Origin of the sequence: uncultured Pelagibacterium sp. (assembly GCF_963972885.1) — a bacterium.
In the GTDB taxonomy this organism is placed as follows: Bacteria; Pseudomonadota; Alphaproteobacteria; order Rhizobiales; family Devosiaceae; genus Pelagibacterium; species Pelagibacterium nitratireducens.
Window position 1 is genome coordinate 1 of sequence record NZ_CAXAXY010000006.1, and the last position, 19,100, is coordinate 19,100.

The window sequence follows — 19,100 nt, forward strand, 5'->3', positions numbered from 1 at the left end:
TCGGCCGCGGAATAGGTGCCATACCCGATCCGGTTGGCGGGCACTGCCAGCCAGTACTCGAAAAACGCAATCCCCCAGCTCACCAGCACCACGACCCACAGCGCCGCGCCGGGAAATTTCAGATGCCCGTACCAGGCGAAAATCATGAAGACGTTCGAGGCAATCAACAAAACGATCGGGGCGGCAAGGGATAGGAGCGAGGGCGCTGCGGCAAGTGCGGTCATGGCTGAGGTCTCGGACGCCGCCACGATTGGCGGACCGAAATCGAAAGCGCGCTTCCCGCGCCAAAATCAAGTCCAATCTTTTGTAACCAACACCGCCCTTAGCTGGCCCCGTCAGCCGCCGGTGTTCAGATGCACCGCCCGCAACGCGTCCATCTGTGCCTCCACGGCCCCCGGCCCGGCGCGATCGCGTGCCTCGCCCGTTGCCGCAAGCGCAGGATCGACCGGCATATGGCTGCGGCTCCAGCGGCTGATCTGTGCGATCACCGGCAGCAATTCAATGCCTTTTTCCGTCAGCGAATAGATGGCCTTGAGCCGGTGACGGGGATCGTCCGCCCGGGTGATAATGCCGATGCGCGTCAGCATGGCCAGCCGGTCCGCCAGAATGTTGGTGGAGATGCCCTCGTCCGAGCCCAGGAACTCGCGGAAATGCCGTTTGCCCGCAAACATCATGTCGCGGATGATCAAAAGGGTCCATTTGTCCCCGAACACTTCAAGACCGAGATTGATCGGACAGCCGGAACGAAACACTGATGAGTCCATGGGTTGACTCTAGGTCCAATGATTGCAAAAAACAAGTGATTGCATTTTGCAATCGTAAGGAGGAGGCGATGACGATTTTTGTGGTAGTGCACGGTGCCTGGACAGGCGCATGGGATTGGGACCGTGTGGCAAAGCGGCTGCGCGCGGCGGGCCATGACGTTTACGTGCCGACACTGAGCGGGCTGGGCGAACGCTCGCACCTGGCCCTGCTGCCCATCACCCTGAGCACCCATATCGACGACATCGTCAACGAGATGATCTGGCACGAGCTGACCGATGTGGTTCTGGTTGCCCATTCCTATGGCGGGTTCGTCGCAACGGGCGTGGCCGAGCGTGCGCTCGAGCGCATCGCCGCGATCGTCTATCTCGACGCTTTCATCCCTGAAGATGGCCAGTCCTTCGAAGACATCATGGGCGAAAAGCTGACCGGCCCCGTCGTGCCGGTGCCCGAAATCGGCGATGGCGAATACGCCACAAAGGCCGAAACCGACCGGGTAGCCGCGCTGGCCACGCCACAGCCCACCGGCACCTTCATCGAACGCCTCGAACTCACCGGCGCCTATCTCAAGATCGCCCGCAAGAGTTTCATCCTCGCCACCGGCTGGGACGGTTTTGGCTCTGTAGCCGCCCCGCTCCGCAACGATCCCGCCTGGAGCGTCCACGAATTGCCCTGCGGTCACGACGTCCCGCTGCTCATGCCCGATGAACTGGCAGACCTGCTGGAAAGGGCCTGACGTGCCCGCCCTGGCTCAGACCTCGCCCCTTATCGCCGGCCGCACTTTTTCCGCATAGAACGCCTTGAGCTTTTCATGCACGGACTGCGGAAGTTCGGGCAGATCGCCCGCCTCGGCATTGACCCCGATCTGGTCGGGCCGCGAAACCCCCGCGATGATCGTGGAGACCGCCTTGTGGTCCAAAATCCAGCGCAGCGCGAAAAGGCTCATCCGCTGGCCCTCGGGCACATAGCCGCGCAATTCGTCGGCCAGCTCCACCCCGACCTCGAACGGAATGCCGCCAAACGTCTCGCCCACTGAAAACGCCTGCCCGTCCCGATTGTAGCTGCGGTGGTCGGTAGGGGAAAATTCGGTGTCGCGCGTATATTTGCCCGACAGCAGCCCCGAGGCCAGCGGCAGGCGCACGATCACCCCCACGTCGCGCTCCATGGCTTTATCGAGCAGGCTTTCGGTCGCGTCCTGACGGAAGATGTTGAAAATGATCTGCAGCGTCGCCAGCCCTTCGTGCTCGAGACAGATTTCCGCTTCGGCGATCGTTTCCACGCTTGCGCCCCAGTTCTTGATCAGCCCCTCGGCCTTGATCTCGTCCATCCAGCCAAAGATTTCGCCCGCTTCGAGGACTTCGCGCGGCACGCAATGGAGCTGGGCGAGATCGATGCTCTCCACACACAGCCGCCGCGCCGACTCTTCGAGACTCTCGCGCACCCCGCCCTTTGTGTATTTGTCGGGATAGAGCGCCGCCGTCCGGCCCACCTTGGTGGCCACCACCAGCCCGTCGGGCTTGCCATAGAACGTGCCGATCCGGTGCTCGGACAGCCCGTTGCCGTAAACGTCCGCCGTATCCCAGAAATTGACCCCCAGCCGCGCCGCATTGGCCAGGATGGTTGAGGCGTCCATATCCTCGATCGGGCCGAAATCGCCGCCCAGTTGCCAGGTGCCCAATCCGATTTCGGAAACCAGAAAGTCGGTTTTGCCCAATCGCCGCGTTTTCATCTTTGTCCTGCCTCTCGGGTTGTCCGGTTCTCTTTGGTGATAAGCGAGCATGCCATCCGATGCAATTGACGAGAGGTCATTGCGCGTGGCACATCTAGAACCGTGTTGGTTCCCCTTTCGTTGCAAGAGTCGAAACGGGAAGCAAAAGGGAACACGGTGCGGACGACCCAAAAGGGGCCAATGCCGTGGCTGCCCCCGCAACTGTAAGTCGCGATGGATTTCGGAATTATCCACTGGCCCAAAGGCCGGGAAGGCATCCGGGAACCGATAAAGCGATCAGCCAGGAGACCTGCCAGCACACCGGCCCGGCCCCATGAGGGGGCCGGCATATCGCGTTCGCACACGGAGGGTGTTGCCATGACGACTGCAACTGTTTCGGCGGCTGGTCCGCTATCTGTTTCCCAAAGACTGCTCCTTGGAGCCCTGTTTCTCGTCCTCGGCGCGGTGTTCGTCGCGGGCACGGGCTTTGCCGGCGATTATCGTGCCCATAACGGGGCCCACGATACCCGCCATTCCATGGGCTTTCCCTGCCATTAAGGCAGGATCGGGGATTCAATCACATGTTTAGAAATCTGTTCTTCGCGGCGCTCATCGCCGCGTTGTGTGCCGGCTTGGCCACATCCATCATCCAGCATTTCCGGCTGATCCCCCTGATCGTCGCCGCCGAAAGCTATGAGGGCGAAGCCCCCCACGATCACGGCGAACAAACCGTCGCGCCCCATTCCCACGACGAAGGCGAATGGATGCCCGCCGACGGGTTCGAGCGCACCGCTTTCACCGTGGCCGCCAATCTGCTCATGGCCGCCGGCTTTGCCTTCGTCATCACGGCGATTTCGCTCATCTTCAACCTGCCCGTAACCCCACAGACGGGGCTGGCTTGGGGGGTCGGCGGGTTCATCGCCTTTTCCCTCGCGCCCGCCCTTGGCCTGCCGCCGGGCCTGCCCGGCATGCCGGTCGCCGAAACCGGCGCGCGGCAGATCTGGTGGGTCTTTGCCGCCGTCTCCACGGCGCTCGGCCTGCTGGCGATTGCCAAATGGCGCACATGGTGGGCCCTCGCTTTGGCCGCGATCCTCATCGTTCTGCCGCACGTCGTCGGCGCGCCCCGGCCCCCGCTCGAGGAGACCGGCGTTCCCGCCGGCCTCGCTGCGTCCTTTGCGTCCGCCGTTCTCGCCAACGGGCTCGTCTTCTGGGTGGTGCTCGGTGTCAGCTATGGTGTTCTCACGTCACGCTTTTCACGGAGGGTCTCATGACCTCGAAAATCCCCACAACCGTCATCACGGGCTTTCTCGGCGCCGGCAAGACAACGCTGGTCCGCCATCTTCTCGCCCACGCCAAAGGCAAGCGCATAGCGCTCATCATCAACGAGTTCGGCGATATCGGTGTCGACAAGGACGTCCTGGCCGGGTGCGGTGATGAAACCTGCCGCGAGGAGGATATGATCGAGCTTGCCAATGGCTGCATCTGCTGCACCGTTGCCGATGATTTCATCCCCACGATGAAACAGATCCTCGCGCGCCCCGACCGCCCCGATCACATCGTCATCGAAACCTCCGGCCTGGCGCTCCCCCAGCCCCTGATCCGCGCCTTCAACTGGCCCGAGATCAAGGCCGAGGTCACCATCGATGGCGTCGTCACCGTCGCCGATGCCGCCGCCCTCGCCGAAGGCCGCTTCGCCGCCAATGAAGAGGCCGTCGACGCCCAGCGCCGGCTCGACGAAATGCTCGATCACGAAACCCCGCTCGGCGAACTCTTCGAAGACCAGATGGTCGCCGCCGACATGATCGTTCTCAACAAGACCGATTTGGTCGATCCCGCCGCCCTGGAAGCGGTGGAGTCAGAACTCAAAAAACACATGCGCAAGGGCACCCAGATCGTGCGCGCCGCCAACGGCCACGTCGATACAATCGCGCTTCTCGGTCTTGGCACGTCCACAGAGGACAATCTGGCAGGCCGCGAAAGCCATCACGAGCTTGAGCATGACGGTGAAGGCCATGAGCACGACGATTTCGATTCGTTCTCGCTCACCATCCCGTCCGGCCCCGGCCGCGATCAGCTCCTTGCCGCCATCGCCGATACCATCGCCACCCATGACGTTCTGCGCCTCAAAGGCTTCGCCGCCATCCCCGGCGCCCGCGCCCGCCTCGCCATCCAGGCCGTCGGCCCCCGCGTCAACGCCTATTTCGACCGCGACTGGCAAGAGGGCGAAACCCGCGAAACCCGCCTCGTGGTCATCGGCGAAAGCCCCCTGGCCCGCGATGCGATTGAAGCGAGCATGAAAAAGATGGCCGAGGCGGCGTAGCGTCATGCTGATCTTGCCGGACTTGAAAAGCCCATCGACCCGTCGCGCCTCACGGAGATCGGCGGCGATCGGCTTTTTAGGCCCAATTGTCGGATCGCTTACCGTCTTTGCCAGCGTGATGCTCGCCGAGCGCATATGGCTCTCGAGCGATTTCACAACCAGTTTCTGGTCGGATCTAGGATATTTTCTGTTCTTCGGCTGGTTTGTCGGCTTCTTGCCGGCGCTGGTTTCGGCATACGTGTGGTTCAGCGTTGGATGCCGCTTGAGCCACCCACTCGCGCGTACGATCGCCGCCCTCATAATCGGTGGCATTTCCGGTGCGGTGTTGATTTGGCCAGTGCTGCTTCTTTTCGGCCACAGCTTCGCGCCCTTCAGTGCGTTTTCGTTTCTGGGTGGTGTCGGTGGAGCGGTCGCCCTTGCCGCCACTGCGCTGCCCTGGAGCGACCACTGATGCATCTGCTTGCCGCCCAGGCCGGCGCCCTCCAGCAGGAGGGCGAGGCCATCGATCTTGCCCAAACCCCGGGCGATTTTGCCTTTGCCTCCTCAGCCGATAGCGAACTGGCCATGCTGGCCGCCGCCGCCGATAGGGCCGGCGAGGACGGCTTGCGGCTGGCCAATCTCATGCGGCTGACCCACAATTTCTCGGTCGACCTCTGGTGCCAGGATACCCTTGCTCATTCCAAACTGATTGTCATCCGCCTGATCGGCGGTTCGGCCTATTGGCCCTATGGCTGCGATGAAATCGAAATGCTGGCGCGGCAAAAATCGATTCCTCTGGCCTTCCTGCCCGGCGACGCCACCCCCGACCCGATCCTATTGGCCCGCTCGACCATTGCTGACGCCGATTGGTATGCTCTCCACAAACTGTTTCTGACCGGCGGTCCCGACAATGCGGACGCGATCCTATCGGCCTTTCGCGCCCTCGCTGCGGGCAATCCCATCGCCCATGCCCCCGATCCCTTCCCCGCCTTCGGCTTCTGGGATCGCCAACGCGGCATCGTCAGCGCGCCGGCGCGCGGTGTCTGTCCCGAACCAATCGACACACCGCATAAAAAGCCGGCCCATGTGCCCATCCTGTTTTACCGCGCCGTGCTCGAAGGATCGGGCACAGCGACCCTCGAAGCACTGACAAGCGGGCTGGAACGTCAGGGCCTTGCGCCGGTCCCCATCGTCATCTCCTCGCTCAAAGCACCCGAATGCGCTGCGTTCGTGCGCCAGGCACTGGGTGACATCGAGCCCGCCGCGATTCTCAACCTCACCGGCTTCGCCCTGGGCATCAACGATCTCACGCCCGAGAAAAACCCCTTCGCACTGACCGACGCGCCGGTCATCCAGCTCGTCCAGGGCTCGCGCCCGCCCATCATGTGGGAAGCCGATCCGCGCGGTTTGACCTCCAAGGACCTCGCCATGCAGGTGGTCCTGCCCGAAATCGATGGCCGCGTCGGCGCGCTGATCGTCGGCCACAAGGCCGAAGCGGTCTGGCACGAGCGCACCCAATGCCCGCTCACCGCCTTCACCCCCGAACCCGACGGCATCGCCCGCGCCACCGACCTCGCACAAAACTACGCCCGCCTGCGCGCCAAATCGCCCGCCGAGCGCAAGATCGCCCTCGTCCTCGCCAACTACCCGCTAAAGGATGGCCGCCTCGCCAACGGCGTCGGCTATGACGCCCCCCAATCGAGCGTCGAGATTCTCAAAACCCTCGCTGAAACGGGCTATGATATTGAGCCCGTTCTGCCGTCGGGCACCGCCCTTATCGAGCACCTCCAGACCGGCCCCACCAATGCCCGCCCGCACAACGGCATCTCCGACGCCATCCTGCCGGTTAAAACCTACAAGGCCTGGCTCGAAACCCTCCACCCCTGCATACGCGAGGACGTCCCCCAACGCTGGGGCGCCCCGGAAGCCGATCCCTTCGTGCGCGGCGACGCCTTTCATCTGCCGATAAAAATCTTCGGCAACATCGCCATCCTTCTCCAGCCCGCCCGCGCCTACGATGTGGCTGAGGAGATCAGTTTCCACGACCCCAATCTCGTGCCGCCTCACGCCTATATCGCCTCCTATCTCTGGCTGCGCCACGCCTTTGGCATCGACGCGCTGATCCACAATGGCAAGCACGGCAATCTCGAATGGCTGCCCGGCAAGGCCAATGCCCTCGATTCAGAATCCTACCCCTCGGTCCTCTGGGGCCAGCTCCCCCATTTCTATCCCTTCATCGTCAACGATCCGGGCGAGGGCACCCAGGCCAAGCGCCGCACCGGCGCCACCATCATCGACCATCTGGTCCCGCCTCTCACCCGCGCCGAAACCTATGGGCCCCTGAAAGACCTCGAAGCCCTGCTCGATGAATACTACGCCGCGCTCGGCATGGACCAGCGCCGGCTTGAAAGCCTCAAACGCAAGATCCTCGATTTCACCCGCGATGCGCGGCTCGATCTCGATCTGCGCCTGCCCGAGGATGAAACCGAAGCCCTCAATCAGATCGACAATTTCCTGTGTGAACTCAAAGAGGCCCAGATCCGCGACGGCCTGCACATCTTCGGTCAATCGCCCACCGGCACATTCGAGCGCGATCTGCTCGTCGCCTTCGCCCGCGTCCCGCGCGGGCAAGGGCAGGGGGGCGATGCTTCATTGATCCGCGCCCTGGCCGACGATCTCAAACTCGGCATCGATCCCCTCTCGCTCGATCTTTCCGCCCCCTGGACCGGCCCAAAACCCGAGGCGCTCGATACGCCCGGTGTCTGGCGCTCCAACGGCGATACCATCGATCGCCTCGAAGCCCTCGCCGCCGATCTCGTCACCGGCCGCGCCCCCGATCCGGCTTGGACCGCCACGGCCGCCGTCCTCGACACCATCCAAACCACCATCCGCCCGCGCTTGGCCGCGTCCGGCCCCAACGAGATCAAATCGCTCCTCGATGGCCTTGCGGGAAAATTCGTTGCCCCCGGCCCTTCGGGTGCCCCCACAAGAGGCCGGGTCGATACCCTCCCCACTGGCCGCAATTTCTATTCGGTCGATAACCGCGCCATCCCCACCCAGACTGCATGGGCTCTGGGCAGCAAGGCCGCCGAAAATCTCCTCAAACGCCACTATCAGGATCACGGCCTCTGGCTCACCTCGCTCGCCATGAGTGTCTGGGGCACCGCAAACATGCGCACCGGCGGCGACGACATCGCCCAGGCGCTAGCGCTCATCGGCGCCAAACCGGTCTGGCAGGGCGCCTCGCTCACCGTTTCGGGATACGAGATCATCCCGCTCGCCAAACTCGGCCGCCCCCGTGTCGATGTCACCCTGCGCATCTCCGGCCTGTTCCGCGATGCCTTCCCCGCCCAGATTGCTCTCTTCGACCGCGCAATCCGCGCCATCGGAGCGCTCGACGAGCCCATCGAGGATAACCCCATCGCCGCCCGCATGCGCACCGATGCTCTGGCCATGATGGAACGTGGCACCACACAGGACGAAGCGGGTTTGCGCGCCGGCCACCGCATTTTCGGCGCCGCGCCGGGCGGCTATGGCACCGGCCTTGGCAAGCTGGTCGAGACCGGCAAATGGGCCGAAAAATCCGACCTTGCCGAAGCCGTCCTCGCCACCGGCCAATATGCCTATGGCGCCCGAACCGAAGGCGTGCCCGAAAAAACGCTGTTCGCCGCGCGCCTGAAATCGGCTGATGCCGTCGTCCACGTTCAGGACAATGCCGAGCACGATCTGCTCGATTCCGACCAGTATTATCAGTTCGAAGGCGGCCTTTCCGCCGCCGTCGAAACCCTTTCCGGCCACAAGCCCGCCGCCTACCATCTCGACACCTCCCGACCCGAAACGCCGAAAGTGCGCACGCTCGAGGAAGAAATCGCCCGGGTGATGCGCGCCCGGGTCGTCAATCCCAAATGGATCGATGCCATGAAGCGCCATTCCTATCGCGGCGCCTTTGAAATCATCGCGACGGTCGATTTCATGTTCGGCTTTGCCGCCACCACGGGCGCGGTCAAATCCCACCATTTCGACATGGCTTTTGCCGCCTTCATCGAGGACGACGCCACCCGCGATTTCCTCATCGCCGCCAACCGCTTCGGCTATGACGAGCTGATCGAAAAGTTTTCCGAAGCCCGCACCCGCGGCTTCTGGACCCCCCGCTCCAATTCCGCCTACGCTTATCTCGAGGACGAGACATGACCGAACGCCAGCCCAAAAAGACCGACCTCATGTCCGAGGCGGAGCGCGACGCCTATCATGCCGAAAAGATGAAAAAGAAAAAGGCGGCCCGCGACAAGCTGGTCGAGGCCAACGCCAATGAAAAGGGCCTGCTCATCGTCCACACCGGCAAGGGCAAGGGCAAATCCACAGCCGCTTTCGGCATGGTCTTCCGCGGCATCGCCCACGGCTTCAATGTCGGCATCGTCCAGTTCGTGAAAGGCAAATGGCACACCGGCGAGCGCGACATCCTCGAGCATTTCCCCGATCAGGTCTCGATCAACGCCATGGGCGATGGCTTTACCTGGGAAACCCAGGACCGCCAGCGCGATCTGGCCGCCGCCCGAAAGGCCTGGGACCGGGCAAAGGAACTGATCGCCGACCCCGACTATCAGATGGTCCTGCTTGACGAGCTCAACATCTGCCTGCGCTACGATTACCTGCCGCTCGATGAAGTGATCGAAACCCTCAAATCCCGCCCCGTCGACAAGCACGTCATCGTCACCGGCCGCAACGCCAAGGACGAGCTTGTCGAAATCGCCGATCTGGTCACCGAAATGACCCAGATCAAACACCCCTTCCGCGAACAGGGCATCAAGGCCCAGGCGGGAATTGAATTCTAAATTGGGTTAAATGGCCCCAGGACCAGTCGAGATTCAGCTCAGGGTGAGCCGAAAATGATGGTTTTCGAGAACTGGAGCGGAGCGTACTTATGTACGCGAGCACCGGAAGCGCAGAAAACCGCCATTTGCAGGCCACCATGGGCTGAATGTCGATTGGTCCTAAAAGCAGGCCCCGTCCTGGGCCAGGCTCTGCCCCAGCCGGTTGACCACCGCGTCGAACCCCGGAACGTCCATCGCCGGATAGTCGAGCCGCACATTGGCGGTCTGCCGCCCGTTACAGACAAGGATGGTCTTGGCATAAAAGACGTGCCCGCCGCGCGTTCCGCCCCACGCGGCCCAATCGGGGGTTTCCGAGCGATAGGTGATCGCCCAGCCCTCGTCCTCTTCCGCCCCGATCCGGCGACCCATTTCGGTCAGAAAATCGGCGCCCTGGCTCGGACCGCCCCATACGGTAATCACCGCGCGCCCGTTCGATGCGCGAAACCGTTTGCCTTCGCCGGCCACCTGGGCCGGACCATCGGCGGCGAAATCTGCCGGAACATCGACAGCCGCCCCGAATCGCGGATTGACATAGCGTGTCCAGTCCGCCGCCGGCAAGCTGCCGGAAACGCTGGAAAAAAAGGCAATGGCGAGGACAAGTGAGCGCAACATTTGGCGATGATTGCCCACCGATTGTGGCTTTCGCAAGCCATCTCTGGGCTGCCATGGTTCCGCTCGGGCCACAATTGGCGTAAACAATGGCCACAAAACCGGCGCTTGGGGCAGGGGCAAGTGAAAAGACCATCCATTGGAGACGTGGCGCGCCAGGCCGGCGTGTCGACGGCAACTGTGTCACGGGCCATCAACGCGCCCGAAACCGTTACCGAAAAGACCCGCCGCAAGGTGCAGGAGGCCGTTGACGCGCTTCACTATGTGCAATCGGAAACCGCGCGCAATTTCAAAAAGCAGCGCGCCAACACCGTGCTGGTCGTCGCCAACGATATCGGCAATATCTACTATTCGGAAATCTTCCGCGGCGTTCAGCGCCGGGCCGAAGCCTCGTCCTATTCCACGATCATTGCCAATCCCAGCCCCGGCGGCACCCAGGATCTGATCCTGTCCAATTTGCGCAACGCCAAGGTCGATGGCGTCATCATCCTCTCGGGCCACGAAATCGCCGATCACGATCTTTCGCTGCTGCAACAGCTCTATTCGGGCACCCCGCCCATCGTCGCCATGAGCGAGGAGCGCGGCTATATGCGCGTGCCCCATATCCTCATCGACAATGAACGGGCCGGCTATATCGCCGGCCGGCACCTCATTGAAATGGGCCACACCCGCATCGGCCACGCCTATGGCCCCCACCGCACCCCTGTGCGCCGCGCCCGCGCCAACGGGTTGCGCCGGGCGCTGACCGAAGCCGGTGTCGCCATCAATGACACATGGTTTTTCGAAGGCGGCTTTTCGGCCATCGGCGGGCGCGCCGCCGCCCAGAGCTTCCTTTCGCTCAAGGACCGCCCCACCGCCGTTTTCTGCGCCAATGACGAGGCGGCCATGGGATTCATATCCCAGCTTCACCGCTACGGCATCTCGGTGCCCGGCGATCTCTCGGTCATGGGGTTCGACGATATCGTGCTGGCCGATACATACGTTCCGGGCCTGTCCACAGTGCACCAGCCCAAGGAGGAAATGGGCCGCCACGCCATGAACCTGGTCCTCGACATCATCGAGGCCCGCACTAAGTCCGATCTTCCCATCATCGAATTGCCCGTCCACCTCGTCCCCCGCGAGTCGGTTACCCGCATCACCTGACCACCAGGCCGAGGCTGTCCCCCAACCCCTCCCCCCAACCACCGTCATCCCGGGCCAAGACCCGGGACCCAGTACCCGGCAGAGCCAGCAGTCTTCATCTCGTTTCATACCCCCTGCAACTGCAACACCGCTGGGTGTACTGGATCCCGGAACAAGTCCGGGATGACCGTGGAGGCGAGACGAGCCCGTGCGAACCAGCTTCATCGTTCACCACCCGCCCAACCTTGCCTATTGCCCCCAACCCCTCCCCCCACCACCGTCATCCCGGGCGAAGACCCGGGATCCAGTACCCCCAACCTCTCTTCCCGCCCCCAACACATTGCCCATTCCCCCCAACCATGCTAGGCGAAAAAACCGAACTGCCTCACTCAACTTAAATTTTGGCGTTGAAGACCCCGCTCGTATTTTCCACCTCGCCTCGCGGCGATGAAATCGCCCGCCACGTGGCCCAGCTTCTGGGTGCGCCGGTGCATCTGTGCGGTCCGGGGCGGATCGATGCGGCACCGCTGGTCGCCGATGCCTATCGCCAGGGCGCCCCCATTGTGGGCGTATGCGCCACCGGCGCCTTGATCCGGCTGCTCGATGGCACGCTGGGCGACAAGATGTCCGAGCCGCCCGTGGTCGCGGTTTCCGCCGATGGCAAGGTTGCCGTCCCCCTGCTTGGCAGCCATCGCGGCGCCAACGCGCTGGCCCGCTGGATCGCTGATGGCTTTCGCGGCTTTGCCGCTGTCACCGCCACCTCCGATACGCTTTACGATTTTTCCCTCGATGACCCGCCGCCGGGCTATGTGGTGGCCAATCCAGATGCCGTGCGCCCGCTCATGGCAGCGCTTTTGAAGGGCGAAAAGCTGCGCGTCGAGGGCCTGTCGGGCTGGCTGGAGCTGGCGGGCTATCCCGTCTCGCGCCATGGCAGCCAGCTTTTGCGCCTCACCGAAAGCCCCGCGCCCGGCCCCGGCCTGCTCGTCCATCCCAAAACCGTGGTCGGCGGCATTGGCTGCACCAGCAAGGCCCAAACGCGTGAGGTCATAACCCTTCTCGAAGCTGCCCTGGAAACCGCCGGCATCGCCCCGAAAGCCCTCGCCGCGCTGGCCACCATCCACACTCATGGCAAAACCCCCGCGCTCATCGAAGCGGCCGCCCATTTCGGCGTGCCCCTGCGCACCTTCACCCGCCGCGAGATCGACCGTGAGAAAAAACGCCTGGTCACCCCTTCCGCCAGTGTCGAGGCGGCAATCGGTCTTTCGGGCGTGTGCGAAGCGGTGGCGATAAAGGCAGGCACGCTCATCGTGCCCAAGCAGATTGCGGGCAATGTCACCTGCGCGCTGGGCCGGGCCGATACGCCCCTAGACGTCAGCCGGTTCGGAAAATCCGCGTAACGCTCTGGTGCGCCCAGACAACCGAATCCACGGCATTCGCCTTGGGCAACCGGGGGCGCTTTATCACGATGATCGGGATGGAAAGCTGCACCGCCGCCTCCAGTTTGCCGGCCACCTGCGTCCCGCCCGAATTCTTGGTCACCAGATGGGTGATGCCGCGTTCCTGCATCAGGTGCAGCTCATCTTCGAGGGTAAACGGCCCGCGCGCCGCAATCACGCGCCAATCGTCGGGAAGCCCCGCCGGCACCTCGATCATCCGCGCTGTGTAATGGCATCCTGTATAGGCCAGAAACGGTCCCAGCTCCTGCCGGCCCACGGTCAGCAGAACCCGCGCGCCGCGGGGCAGGGCGTCGGCGGCGTCCTGGGCCGTGCCCACCTCGATCCAGGTCGCGCCCTCGGGCTTTTTCCAGGCCGGGCGCTCGAGCCGAATCAGCGGCACATCGGCGTCCGCCGCCGCGGCAACGCAATTGGCCGAAATCTGCGCCGCAAAGGGGTGGGTGGCGTCGACCAGCAGATCGATACAGTTCTCCCCGATATATCGAGCCAACCCCTCCTTGCCGCCAAATCCCCCGATGCGCACGATTCCGGCCGGAAACCGCGGCGTGTCGGTTCGCCCGGCCAGCGAGGTGATGACCTCGTAGCCGGCATCGACCAAAAGGCCTGCCAGTTCGCGCGCCTCGGTCGTGCCGCCAACGATCAATATGCGCCTGCCAATGGTGTCGCGATTGCCCATATCCATGGCATAGATTTATACAGCGCTACGAAAAAGGAAATGGGGATTCGCGTGTTCGGCTGGCTCAGGCGCAAACCGGTGGAAAAGGGCCATTTTGCCGCCCTCGATTCCGCGCGCTTTCCGGTCTTTGCGCCCGGCTCGGTCTGGCTGGTCGGCGCAGGCCCCGGCGCGCCCGGCCTCATCACTCTCTTGGGCTATCACGCCCTGGGCCAGGCCGATGTCATCGTCTATGACGCCCTTGTCGGCCCGGGCCTGCTCGATATGGCCAACCCGAAGGCCGAAAAGATCTATGCGGGCAAACGCGGCGGCAAGCCCTCGCCCAAACAGGCCGATATCACCCTAAAACTGGTCGAACACGCCAAAGCGGGAAAACGCGTGCTGCGTTTGAAGGGGGGCGACCCCATGATGTTCGGGCGCGGCGGCGAGGAGGTCCAGACCCTTGCCCGCGAGAACATCGCCTTCCGCATCGTGCCCGGCATTACCGCCGGCATTGGCGGGCTGGCCTATGCCGGCATCCCCGTCACCCATCGCGACACCAACCACACTGTGGTTTTTTTGACCGGCCACGACGAAAAGGGCGGCATCCCCCAGGGCGTGGATTGGGCCTCCATCGCCACCGCCTCCCCGGTCATCGTCATGTATATGGCCGTCAAGCATCTCCCCTCGATTGCCGAAAAGCTGATCGCCGCCGGCCGCGACCCCGCCGATCGCCTCGCCATCGTCTCCAACGCCGCCTTGCCCGATCAAACCGTTCTCGAAACGAGCTTGGGCCGGGCCGGGGAGCTGGCCGACGCCAGTGTCCCCACCCCGGCCGTCATCGTCCTCGGCCCTGTCTCACGCTATCGCGAAACCTTCGACTGGTACGCCGGAAGCCTGCGGGAGAACACCATTGGCTGAAGCGCTCCACGCCACCAACGCGTCTCCTGCTCCCACGGTCCCCGGTCTCACCTCCCAACCCTCGCACTCCCCTGCGCTCGTGGCTTCCCCCAAGCCCTCCCACCCCCCATCGCTGCCCCGGCGAAAGCCGGGGCCCATGTACGCCTCGGCCAATATCAGAGCTTGGGCCAATGCCGCTGGCACCCGGCTGAAATTTATCCCGGCGAAAGCCGGGACCGGGGCAGCGAGGCTGCAGACCTGCGCACCGGCAGCGTTTGACGCTCCAGGAGGCGCCTCGTGACTGACCCGTCCCCCCGCGGCTTCATCATTGCCGCCCCCCGCTCGGGCTCGGGCAAGACCGCCGTAACGCTCGGCATCGCCCGCGCGCTCACAAATGCGGGCTATCGCGTCGCCCCGGCCAAGACCGGCCCGGACTATATCGATCCCGCCTTTCTCTCCAGGGCGGCTCAAGCGGATGCAGGCGAAGTGGAAACCGGTTCGCCGTTCGCAGCCGCGACACAAAAAAGCACGGCCGCCATCAATCTCGACCCATGGGCCATGGACGCCAAAACCCTTACGGCGCGCGCCGCCCAACACGCCGAGCGCCACGACATTTTGCTCATCGAAGGCGTCATGGGCCTGTTCGATTCCGCCATCGATGGCAAAGGCTCCACGGCCGATCTCGCCGCAACGCTCGACCTGCCGGTCATCCTCGTTGTCGATTGCGACCGTCAGGCCCAGTCCGTCGCAGCATTGGTCCACGGCTTTGCCTCATGGCGAAACGACGTGACGATCGCCGGCATCATCCTCAACAAGGTCGCGTCCGACCGTCACGAAACCATGCTGCGCGATGCGCTGGCCAAAACAGCCATCCCCTGCCTTGGCGCCATCCCCCGCCGCGCCGACCTCGCGCTCCCCGAACGCCATCTCGGTCTGGTCCTCCCCGGCGATATCGAAGGCATCGAGGACCATCTGGCCCGCGCCGGGTCGATCATGACCACCCATCTCAATTTCCGCCTGCTTGGCGCCATCGCCGCACCCGTCGCGCCCGCCGCGCAAATCGCCAGCCTTGCGCCGCTGGGCCAGCGCATCGCCATCGCCCACGACGCGGCCTTTGCCTTTATCTATCCCCACCTGCTCGAAAGCTGGCACAATGCCAGCGCATCGCTGAACTTTTTTTCGCCCCTGGCAAACGAAGCGCCCGATGCAGATGCCGACGCGGTTTTCCTCCCCGGCGGCTACCCTGAACTGCATGGCGCCACCCTCGCCAATGCGTCGAGTTTCAAATCGGGCCTTATCAACGCCCGCGACCGTGGCGCGCTGATCTATGGCGAATGCGGTGGCTATATGGTCCTGGGGCAAACCCTGACCGACAAATCGGGGGCCACTTACCCCATGGCCGGTCTTTTGCCGGTCTCAACCGCCATCGACCGCCCCAGGCGCGTCCTCGGCTATCGCCGCCTCACCCATGCCTCGCCATTGCCGTGGCCGGAAAAACTGTGCGCGCACGAATTTCATTATTCCCAACAATATTTCCCCAATGTTGAGCAATCTGGGGTCACCGAACGCTCAACTCCATACCTTTTAGCGCCATTGTTTGGCGCGGTTGACGCCCTGGGAACCGCCCTCGATCCCATGGGTTGCGTCCTTGAAAATGTCATGGGCTCCTACGCCCATATCATCGAAGGCGCCGCACAATGACCCGCGCCATCATGGTCATGGGCACCGGGTCTGATGTCGGTAAGTCCTTGATAGTGGCCGGACTTTGCCGCGCCTTTGCCAATCGCGGCCTTTCGGTTTCGCCCTTCAAGCCCCAGAACATGTCCAACAATGCCGCCGTCACATCAGATGGCGGCGAGATCGGCCGCGCCCAGGCCCTCCAGGCCAAAGCCGCCCGCAAACAACCCACCACCCTGATGAACCCCGTCCTGCTCAAGCCGGAAAAAGACACGGGTTCTCAAGTGGTTATAAGGGGACAGCGCGTCGCCTCCATGTCGGCCCGCGACTATTTCGCGTCCCGCAGCCAATTTATGCCCGCCGTCATCGATGCGTTTAAACTCCTTGCAGCTCAAAACGATCTCATCATCGTCGAGGGCGCCGGCAGTGCATCGGAAATCAACCTCCGCGATGGCGATATCGCCAATTTCGGTTTCGCGCAGGAAACAAAAATTCCGGTGATCCTTGTCGGTGATATTCATCGCGGCGGCGTCATCGCCGCGCTGGTCGGCACCTTCGCCGTCATCGCGCCCCAAGATGCCGATCTGATCGCGGCAACGCTGGTCAACAAGTTCCACGGCGATCCATCGCTGTTCGATGCTGGCCGGACCTTCGTACAAACCCGTACAGCCCGCCCCTGTCTCGGCGTCGTCCCCCATTTTGCACCCGCCAGCCGTCTTCCAGCAGAAGACGTCTTAGCCCTTGAAAATATTGAACAAAATTCAGCCGAAACCGTCATTGCCGTGCCGCGTCTGGCCCGCATCGCCAATTTCGACGACCTCGATCCCCTGCGCGCCGAACCCGGCGTCCGCCTCGTCATCGTTCAGCCCGGACAGCCCATCCCGCGCGAAGCAAAACTCGTCATTCTCCCCGGCTCGAAAGCCACTCGTGCCGATCTCGATTTCCTCCGCCTCCAGGGCTGGGACATCGACATCGCCGCCCACATCCGCGCCGGCGGCCACGTCCTTGGCATCTGCGGCGGCTACCAGATGCTCGGAGATTGGGTGGCCGACCCTGACGGCATCGAGGGGAAAGCCGGTCAATCCCAAGGACTTGGCCACCTCGCCGCCACCACCCGCCTCGAAGGCACAAAGCAACTCCGCCTCGAAACCGCCACCGACGCCATCTCCCAGTTACCGCTCACCGGCTACCACATGCACATGGGCACAACTATCGGCCCCGACACATCCCGCCCCTTCGCCCATGTCGACGGCGCACCCGAAGGCGCCCGCTCCGCCGATGGAAAGATCATGGGCACCTATCTGCATGGCCTTTTCGCCGCCGACGCCTTCCGCCGCCAATTCCTTGCAAACCTTGGCATTTCCACCGATCCGCTGCTCGATTTCGACGCGACGATCGATCGAACCCTGGACGATCTCGCCGCCCATCTCGAAACCCATCTCGACCTCGATGCCGTTCTCGCCCTCGCCCGGGAGCCGCAGCCTTGATCGCCTTTCTCGCCGCAATCCTCGAGCGGTTCGTGGGCTATCCCGCCTGGCTCACCGATAGGATCGGCCATCCCGTAATCTGGATCGGCAGGCTGATCGACGCTCTGGACAGCCGCCAGAACGACCCCGAAAAATCCTCTGGTTCCCGCAAGATAGCCGGCGTTCTCGCCATCGCCATCGTGGTTCTCGCCGTTCTCATCGTCACCCTCGGCCTCCAGCAGGTCCTGCGTTTTCTGCCCTTCGGCTGGCTCATAGAAATCCTCCTCGCCTCAACCCTGATCGCCCAGAAAGGCCTGCGCGACGCCGTCCTCGCCGTCGCCCGCGCCCTGCGCGAACAGGGCATCGAAGGTGCCCGCCGCGAAGTCGCCCACATCGTGGGCCGCGACACAGCCGAGCTCGACGAGGCCGAAATCTCCCGCGCTGCCATCGAGACCCTGGCCGAAAACACCTCCGACGGCGTCATCGCGCCGCTATTGTTTCTCGCCCTGTTCGGCCTGCCCGGCGCCGCGATCTACAAGGCAATCAACACCGCCGATTCCATGATCGGCCATCGCTCCGAGCGCCACGCAGCCTTTGGCTGGGGGTCAGCAAAGCTCGACGATCTGGTCAATTTTATCCCGGCGCGCCTCACGGCCGGCCTCTTCGCCCTCGCCGCCCGCACCATGCCACAAGCCGAGCCCAAAGCCGCCTGGGAAGCCGCCCGCCGCGACGCACCCAATCACGCCTCCCCCAATGCCGGCTGGCCCGAAGCCGCCATGGCCGGGGCCCTGGGCTTCGGTCTCGGCGGCGCGCGCGCCTACAAGGGCGAGACGCTCGATCTGCCGAAAATGGGTAAGGGCAAGCGAAACCTCACCGCCGAGGATATCGCAACCGCCATAAGCCTTTACGACAGGGCCATGCTCATCGCGCTCGGCATCCTTGCCGTCTGGGCGCTATTTTCGATGGTCTTCTAAAGCTTGGGCGCCTTGCCCTTGACCACCATGGGCAGCCCGGCGACGACGAAATAGACGTGCTCGCAAATCCCCGCCAGTTCCTGATGCGCCGCCCCGGTCAGATCCCGAAAGGTCCGCGCCAGCGCATTGTCGGGCACGATCCCCAGTCCCACTTCATTGGAGACCAGGATCACCTGAGTGTCGGTAATGTTTTCAAGCACTTCGACCAACAGATCGACCTCCTCGGCCACATCGCGCTCCATGCTCAAGAGGTTGGTGATCCACAAGGTCAGGCAATCGACCAGAATCACGTCATGGGCCTGCGCCGCCGCAAACAGCGCCTGCGGCAATTCCAGCGGCTCCTCGATGGTGGCAAACCGTCCCTCGCGGGCACGCTGGTGCGCCGAGACCCGCTCGATCATTTCATCGTCCAGCGCCTCGGCGGTGGCCAGATAGGCGGGCGAGGTGCTCGATCGCAGGGCGATCCGTTCGGCCAGCGCCGTCTTGCCCGAACGCGTTCCGCCCAGAACCAGGATGTGATCAGCCAAATTTATGCCCTCCGCAGTCTGTGTCCGGGCAAAAAATGGCTGCGCCCGTTCAGCTCTTCAACCAGCCTGATCGCTTCAT

At 63.5% G+C, this 19,100-nt stretch carries 19 protein-coding genes and 1 riboswitch; of the genes, 13 read left to right on the forward strand and 6 right to left on the reverse strand.

The genetic code is table 11. The features are described 5' to 3' along the window. Positions 1-224, reverse strand: a 224-nt coding sequence (locus tag AACZ55_RS02055; RefSeq protein ID WP_339642503.1) for a DMT family protein, incomplete at its 3' end; no start/stop codon positions are given. 111 nt (positions 225-335) lie between these two features. After that, positions 336-752, reverse strand: coding sequence for a helix-turn-helix domain-containing protein (locus AACZ55_RS02060; RefSeq protein WP_339642506.1), 417 nt, complete (start codon positions 750-752; stop codon positions 336-338). 80 nt (positions 753-832) lie between these two features. Between AACZ55_RS02060 and AACZ55_RS02065 the strand changes: the two genes are divergently transcribed. Further along, the gene (locus tag AACZ55_RS02065; protein WP_339642509.1) at positions 833-1,498 is read left to right on the forward strand and encodes an alpha/beta hydrolase; all 666 of its coding nucleotides are present in this window, start codon (positions 833-835) and stop codon (positions 1,496-1,498) included. 15 nt (positions 1,499-1,513) lie between these two features. On the opposite strand, the gene AACZ55_RS02070 is transcribed toward AACZ55_RS02065, so the two are convergent. Next, a complete protein-coding gene (locus AACZ55_RS02070; protein ID WP_339642512.1) occupies positions 1,514-2,491 on the reverse strand; it encodes an aldo/keto reductase in 978 nt (325 codons plus the stop codon). A gap of 89 nt (positions 2,492-2,580) precedes the next feature. Next, a riboswitch (cobalamin riboswitch) is annotated at positions 2,581-2,803 on the forward strand. A 45-nt stretch (positions 2,804-2,848) separates the two neighbouring features. Here AACZ55_RS02070 and AACZ55_RS02075 point away from each other — a divergent pair. Genes AACZ55_RS02075 through cobO form a run of 6 tightly spaced genes read left to right on the forward strand, consistent with a single transcriptional unit; the run spans position 2,849 to position 9,601 of the window. Continuing rightward, positions 2,849-3,028 carry a CbtB-domain containing protein gene (locus AACZ55_RS02075; protein WP_338608029.1) on the forward strand — a complete coding sequence of 60 codons (180 nt, stop codon included), beginning with the start codon at positions 2,849-2,851 and terminating at the stop codon, positions 3,026-3,028. Positions 3,029-3,051: 23 nt separating this feature from the next. Then, entirely contained in the window at positions 3,052-3,741 is a 690-nt protein-coding gene (locus tag AACZ55_RS02080; protein ID WP_339642516.1) for a CbtA family protein, read from the forward strand. Continuing rightward, entirely contained in the window at positions 3,738-4,790 is a 1,053-nt protein-coding gene (cobW, locus tag AACZ55_RS02085; protein WP_339642518.1) for a cobalamin biosynthesis protein CobW, read from the forward strand. Before AACZ55_RS02080 ends, cobW begins: the two co-directional genes overlap by 4 nt. A 4-nt stretch (positions 4,791-4,794) precedes the next feature. Next, positions 4,795-5,241 carry a hypothetical protein gene (locus tag AACZ55_RS02090; RefSeq protein ID WP_339642521.1) on the forward strand — a complete coding sequence of 149 codons (447 nt, stop codon included), beginning with the start codon at positions 4,795-4,797 and terminating at the stop codon, positions 5,239-5,241. Further along, entirely contained in the window at positions 5,241-8,960 is a 3,720-nt protein-coding gene (gene cobN, locus AACZ55_RS02095; RefSeq protein ID WP_339642524.1) for a cobaltochelatase subunit CobN, read from the forward strand. The genes AACZ55_RS02090 and cobN overlap by 1 nt, the downstream gene beginning before the upstream one ends. After that, positions 8,957-9,601 carry a cob(I)yrinic acid a,c-diamide adenosyltransferase gene (gene cobO, locus AACZ55_RS02100; protein WP_339642527.1) on the forward strand — a complete coding sequence of 215 codons (645 nt, stop codon included), beginning with the start codon at positions 8,957-8,959 and terminating at the stop codon, positions 9,599-9,601. Before cobN ends, cobO begins: the two co-directional genes overlap by 4 nt. 159 nt (positions 9,602-9,760) lie before the next feature. On the opposite strand, the gene AACZ55_RS02105 is transcribed toward cobO, so the two are convergent. Continuing rightward, positions 9,761-10,252 (reverse strand): hypothetical protein, encoded by a 492-nt coding sequence (locus tag AACZ55_RS02105; RefSeq protein WP_339642530.1) that lies wholly within the window; start codon positions 10,250-10,252, stop codon positions 9,761-9,763. A 120-nt stretch (positions 10,253-10,372) separates the two neighbouring features. On the opposite strand from AACZ55_RS02105, the gene AACZ55_RS02110 reads away from it, so the two are divergent. Both AACZ55_RS02110 and AACZ55_RS02115 read left to right on the forward strand, forming a co-directional pair. Continuing rightward, the gene (locus AACZ55_RS02110; RefSeq protein WP_338608022.1) at positions 10,373-11,392 is read left to right on the forward strand and encodes a LacI family DNA-binding transcriptional regulator; all 1,020 of its coding nucleotides are present in this window, start codon (positions 10,373-10,375) and stop codon (positions 11,390-11,392) included. Positions 11,393-11,778: 386 nt separating this feature from the next. Further along, positions 11,779-12,768, forward strand: a complete 990-nt coding sequence (locus AACZ55_RS02115; protein WP_339642534.1) for a cobalamin biosynthesis protein — start codon at positions 11,779-11,781, stop codon at positions 12,766-12,768. Here the strand turns inward: AACZ55_RS02115 and AACZ55_RS02120 are convergent. Continuing rightward, complete coding sequence (locus AACZ55_RS02120; RefSeq protein ID WP_339642537.1) at positions 12,743-13,507, reverse strand: cobalt-precorrin-6A reductase; 765 nt, start codon at positions 13,505-13,507, stop codon at positions 12,743-12,745. The genes AACZ55_RS02115 and AACZ55_RS02120 overlap by 26 nt on opposite strands. A 33-nt stretch (positions 13,508-13,540) precedes the next feature. Here AACZ55_RS02120 and cobA point away from each other — a divergent pair, with 33 nt between their 5' ends. From cobA to cbiB, 4 genes are all read left to right on the forward strand, one after another. Continuing rightward, positions 13,541-14,398 carry a uroporphyrinogen-III C-methyltransferase gene (cobA, locus tag AACZ55_RS02125; RefSeq protein ID WP_339642540.1) on the forward strand — a complete coding sequence of 286 codons (858 nt, stop codon included), beginning with the start codon at positions 13,541-13,543 and terminating at the stop codon, positions 14,396-14,398. A gap of 276 nt (positions 14,399-14,674) precedes the next feature. After that, complete coding sequence (locus tag AACZ55_RS02130) at positions 14,675-16,078, forward strand: cobyrinate a,c-diamide synthase (protein ID WP_339642543.1); 1,404 nt, start codon at positions 14,675-14,677, stop codon at positions 16,076-16,078. Then, positions 16,075-17,541, forward strand: coding sequence for a cobyric acid synthase (locus AACZ55_RS02135; protein WP_339642546.1), 1,467 nt, complete (start codon positions 16,075-16,077; stop codon positions 17,539-17,541). Before AACZ55_RS02130 ends, AACZ55_RS02135 begins: the two co-directional genes overlap by 4 nt. Further along, positions 17,538-18,494, forward strand: coding sequence for an adenosylcobinamide-phosphate synthase CbiB (cbiB, locus tag AACZ55_RS02140; RefSeq protein WP_339642549.1), 957 nt, complete (start codon positions 17,538-17,540; stop codon positions 18,492-18,494). Before AACZ55_RS02135 ends, cbiB begins: the two co-directional genes overlap by 4 nt. Here the strand turns inward: cbiB and cobU are convergent. Continuing rightward, positions 18,491-19,021 carry a bifunctional adenosylcobinamide kinase/adenosylcobinamide-phosphate guanylyltransferase gene (gene cobU / locus AACZ55_RS02145; protein WP_338608015.1) on the reverse strand — a complete coding sequence of 177 codons (531 nt, stop codon included), beginning with the start codon at positions 19,019-19,021 and terminating at the stop codon, positions 18,491-18,493. The two genes, cbiB and cobU, sit on opposite strands and share 4 nt — an antisense overlap. Between the last annotated feature and the right edge of the window lie 79 nt (positions 19,022-19,100).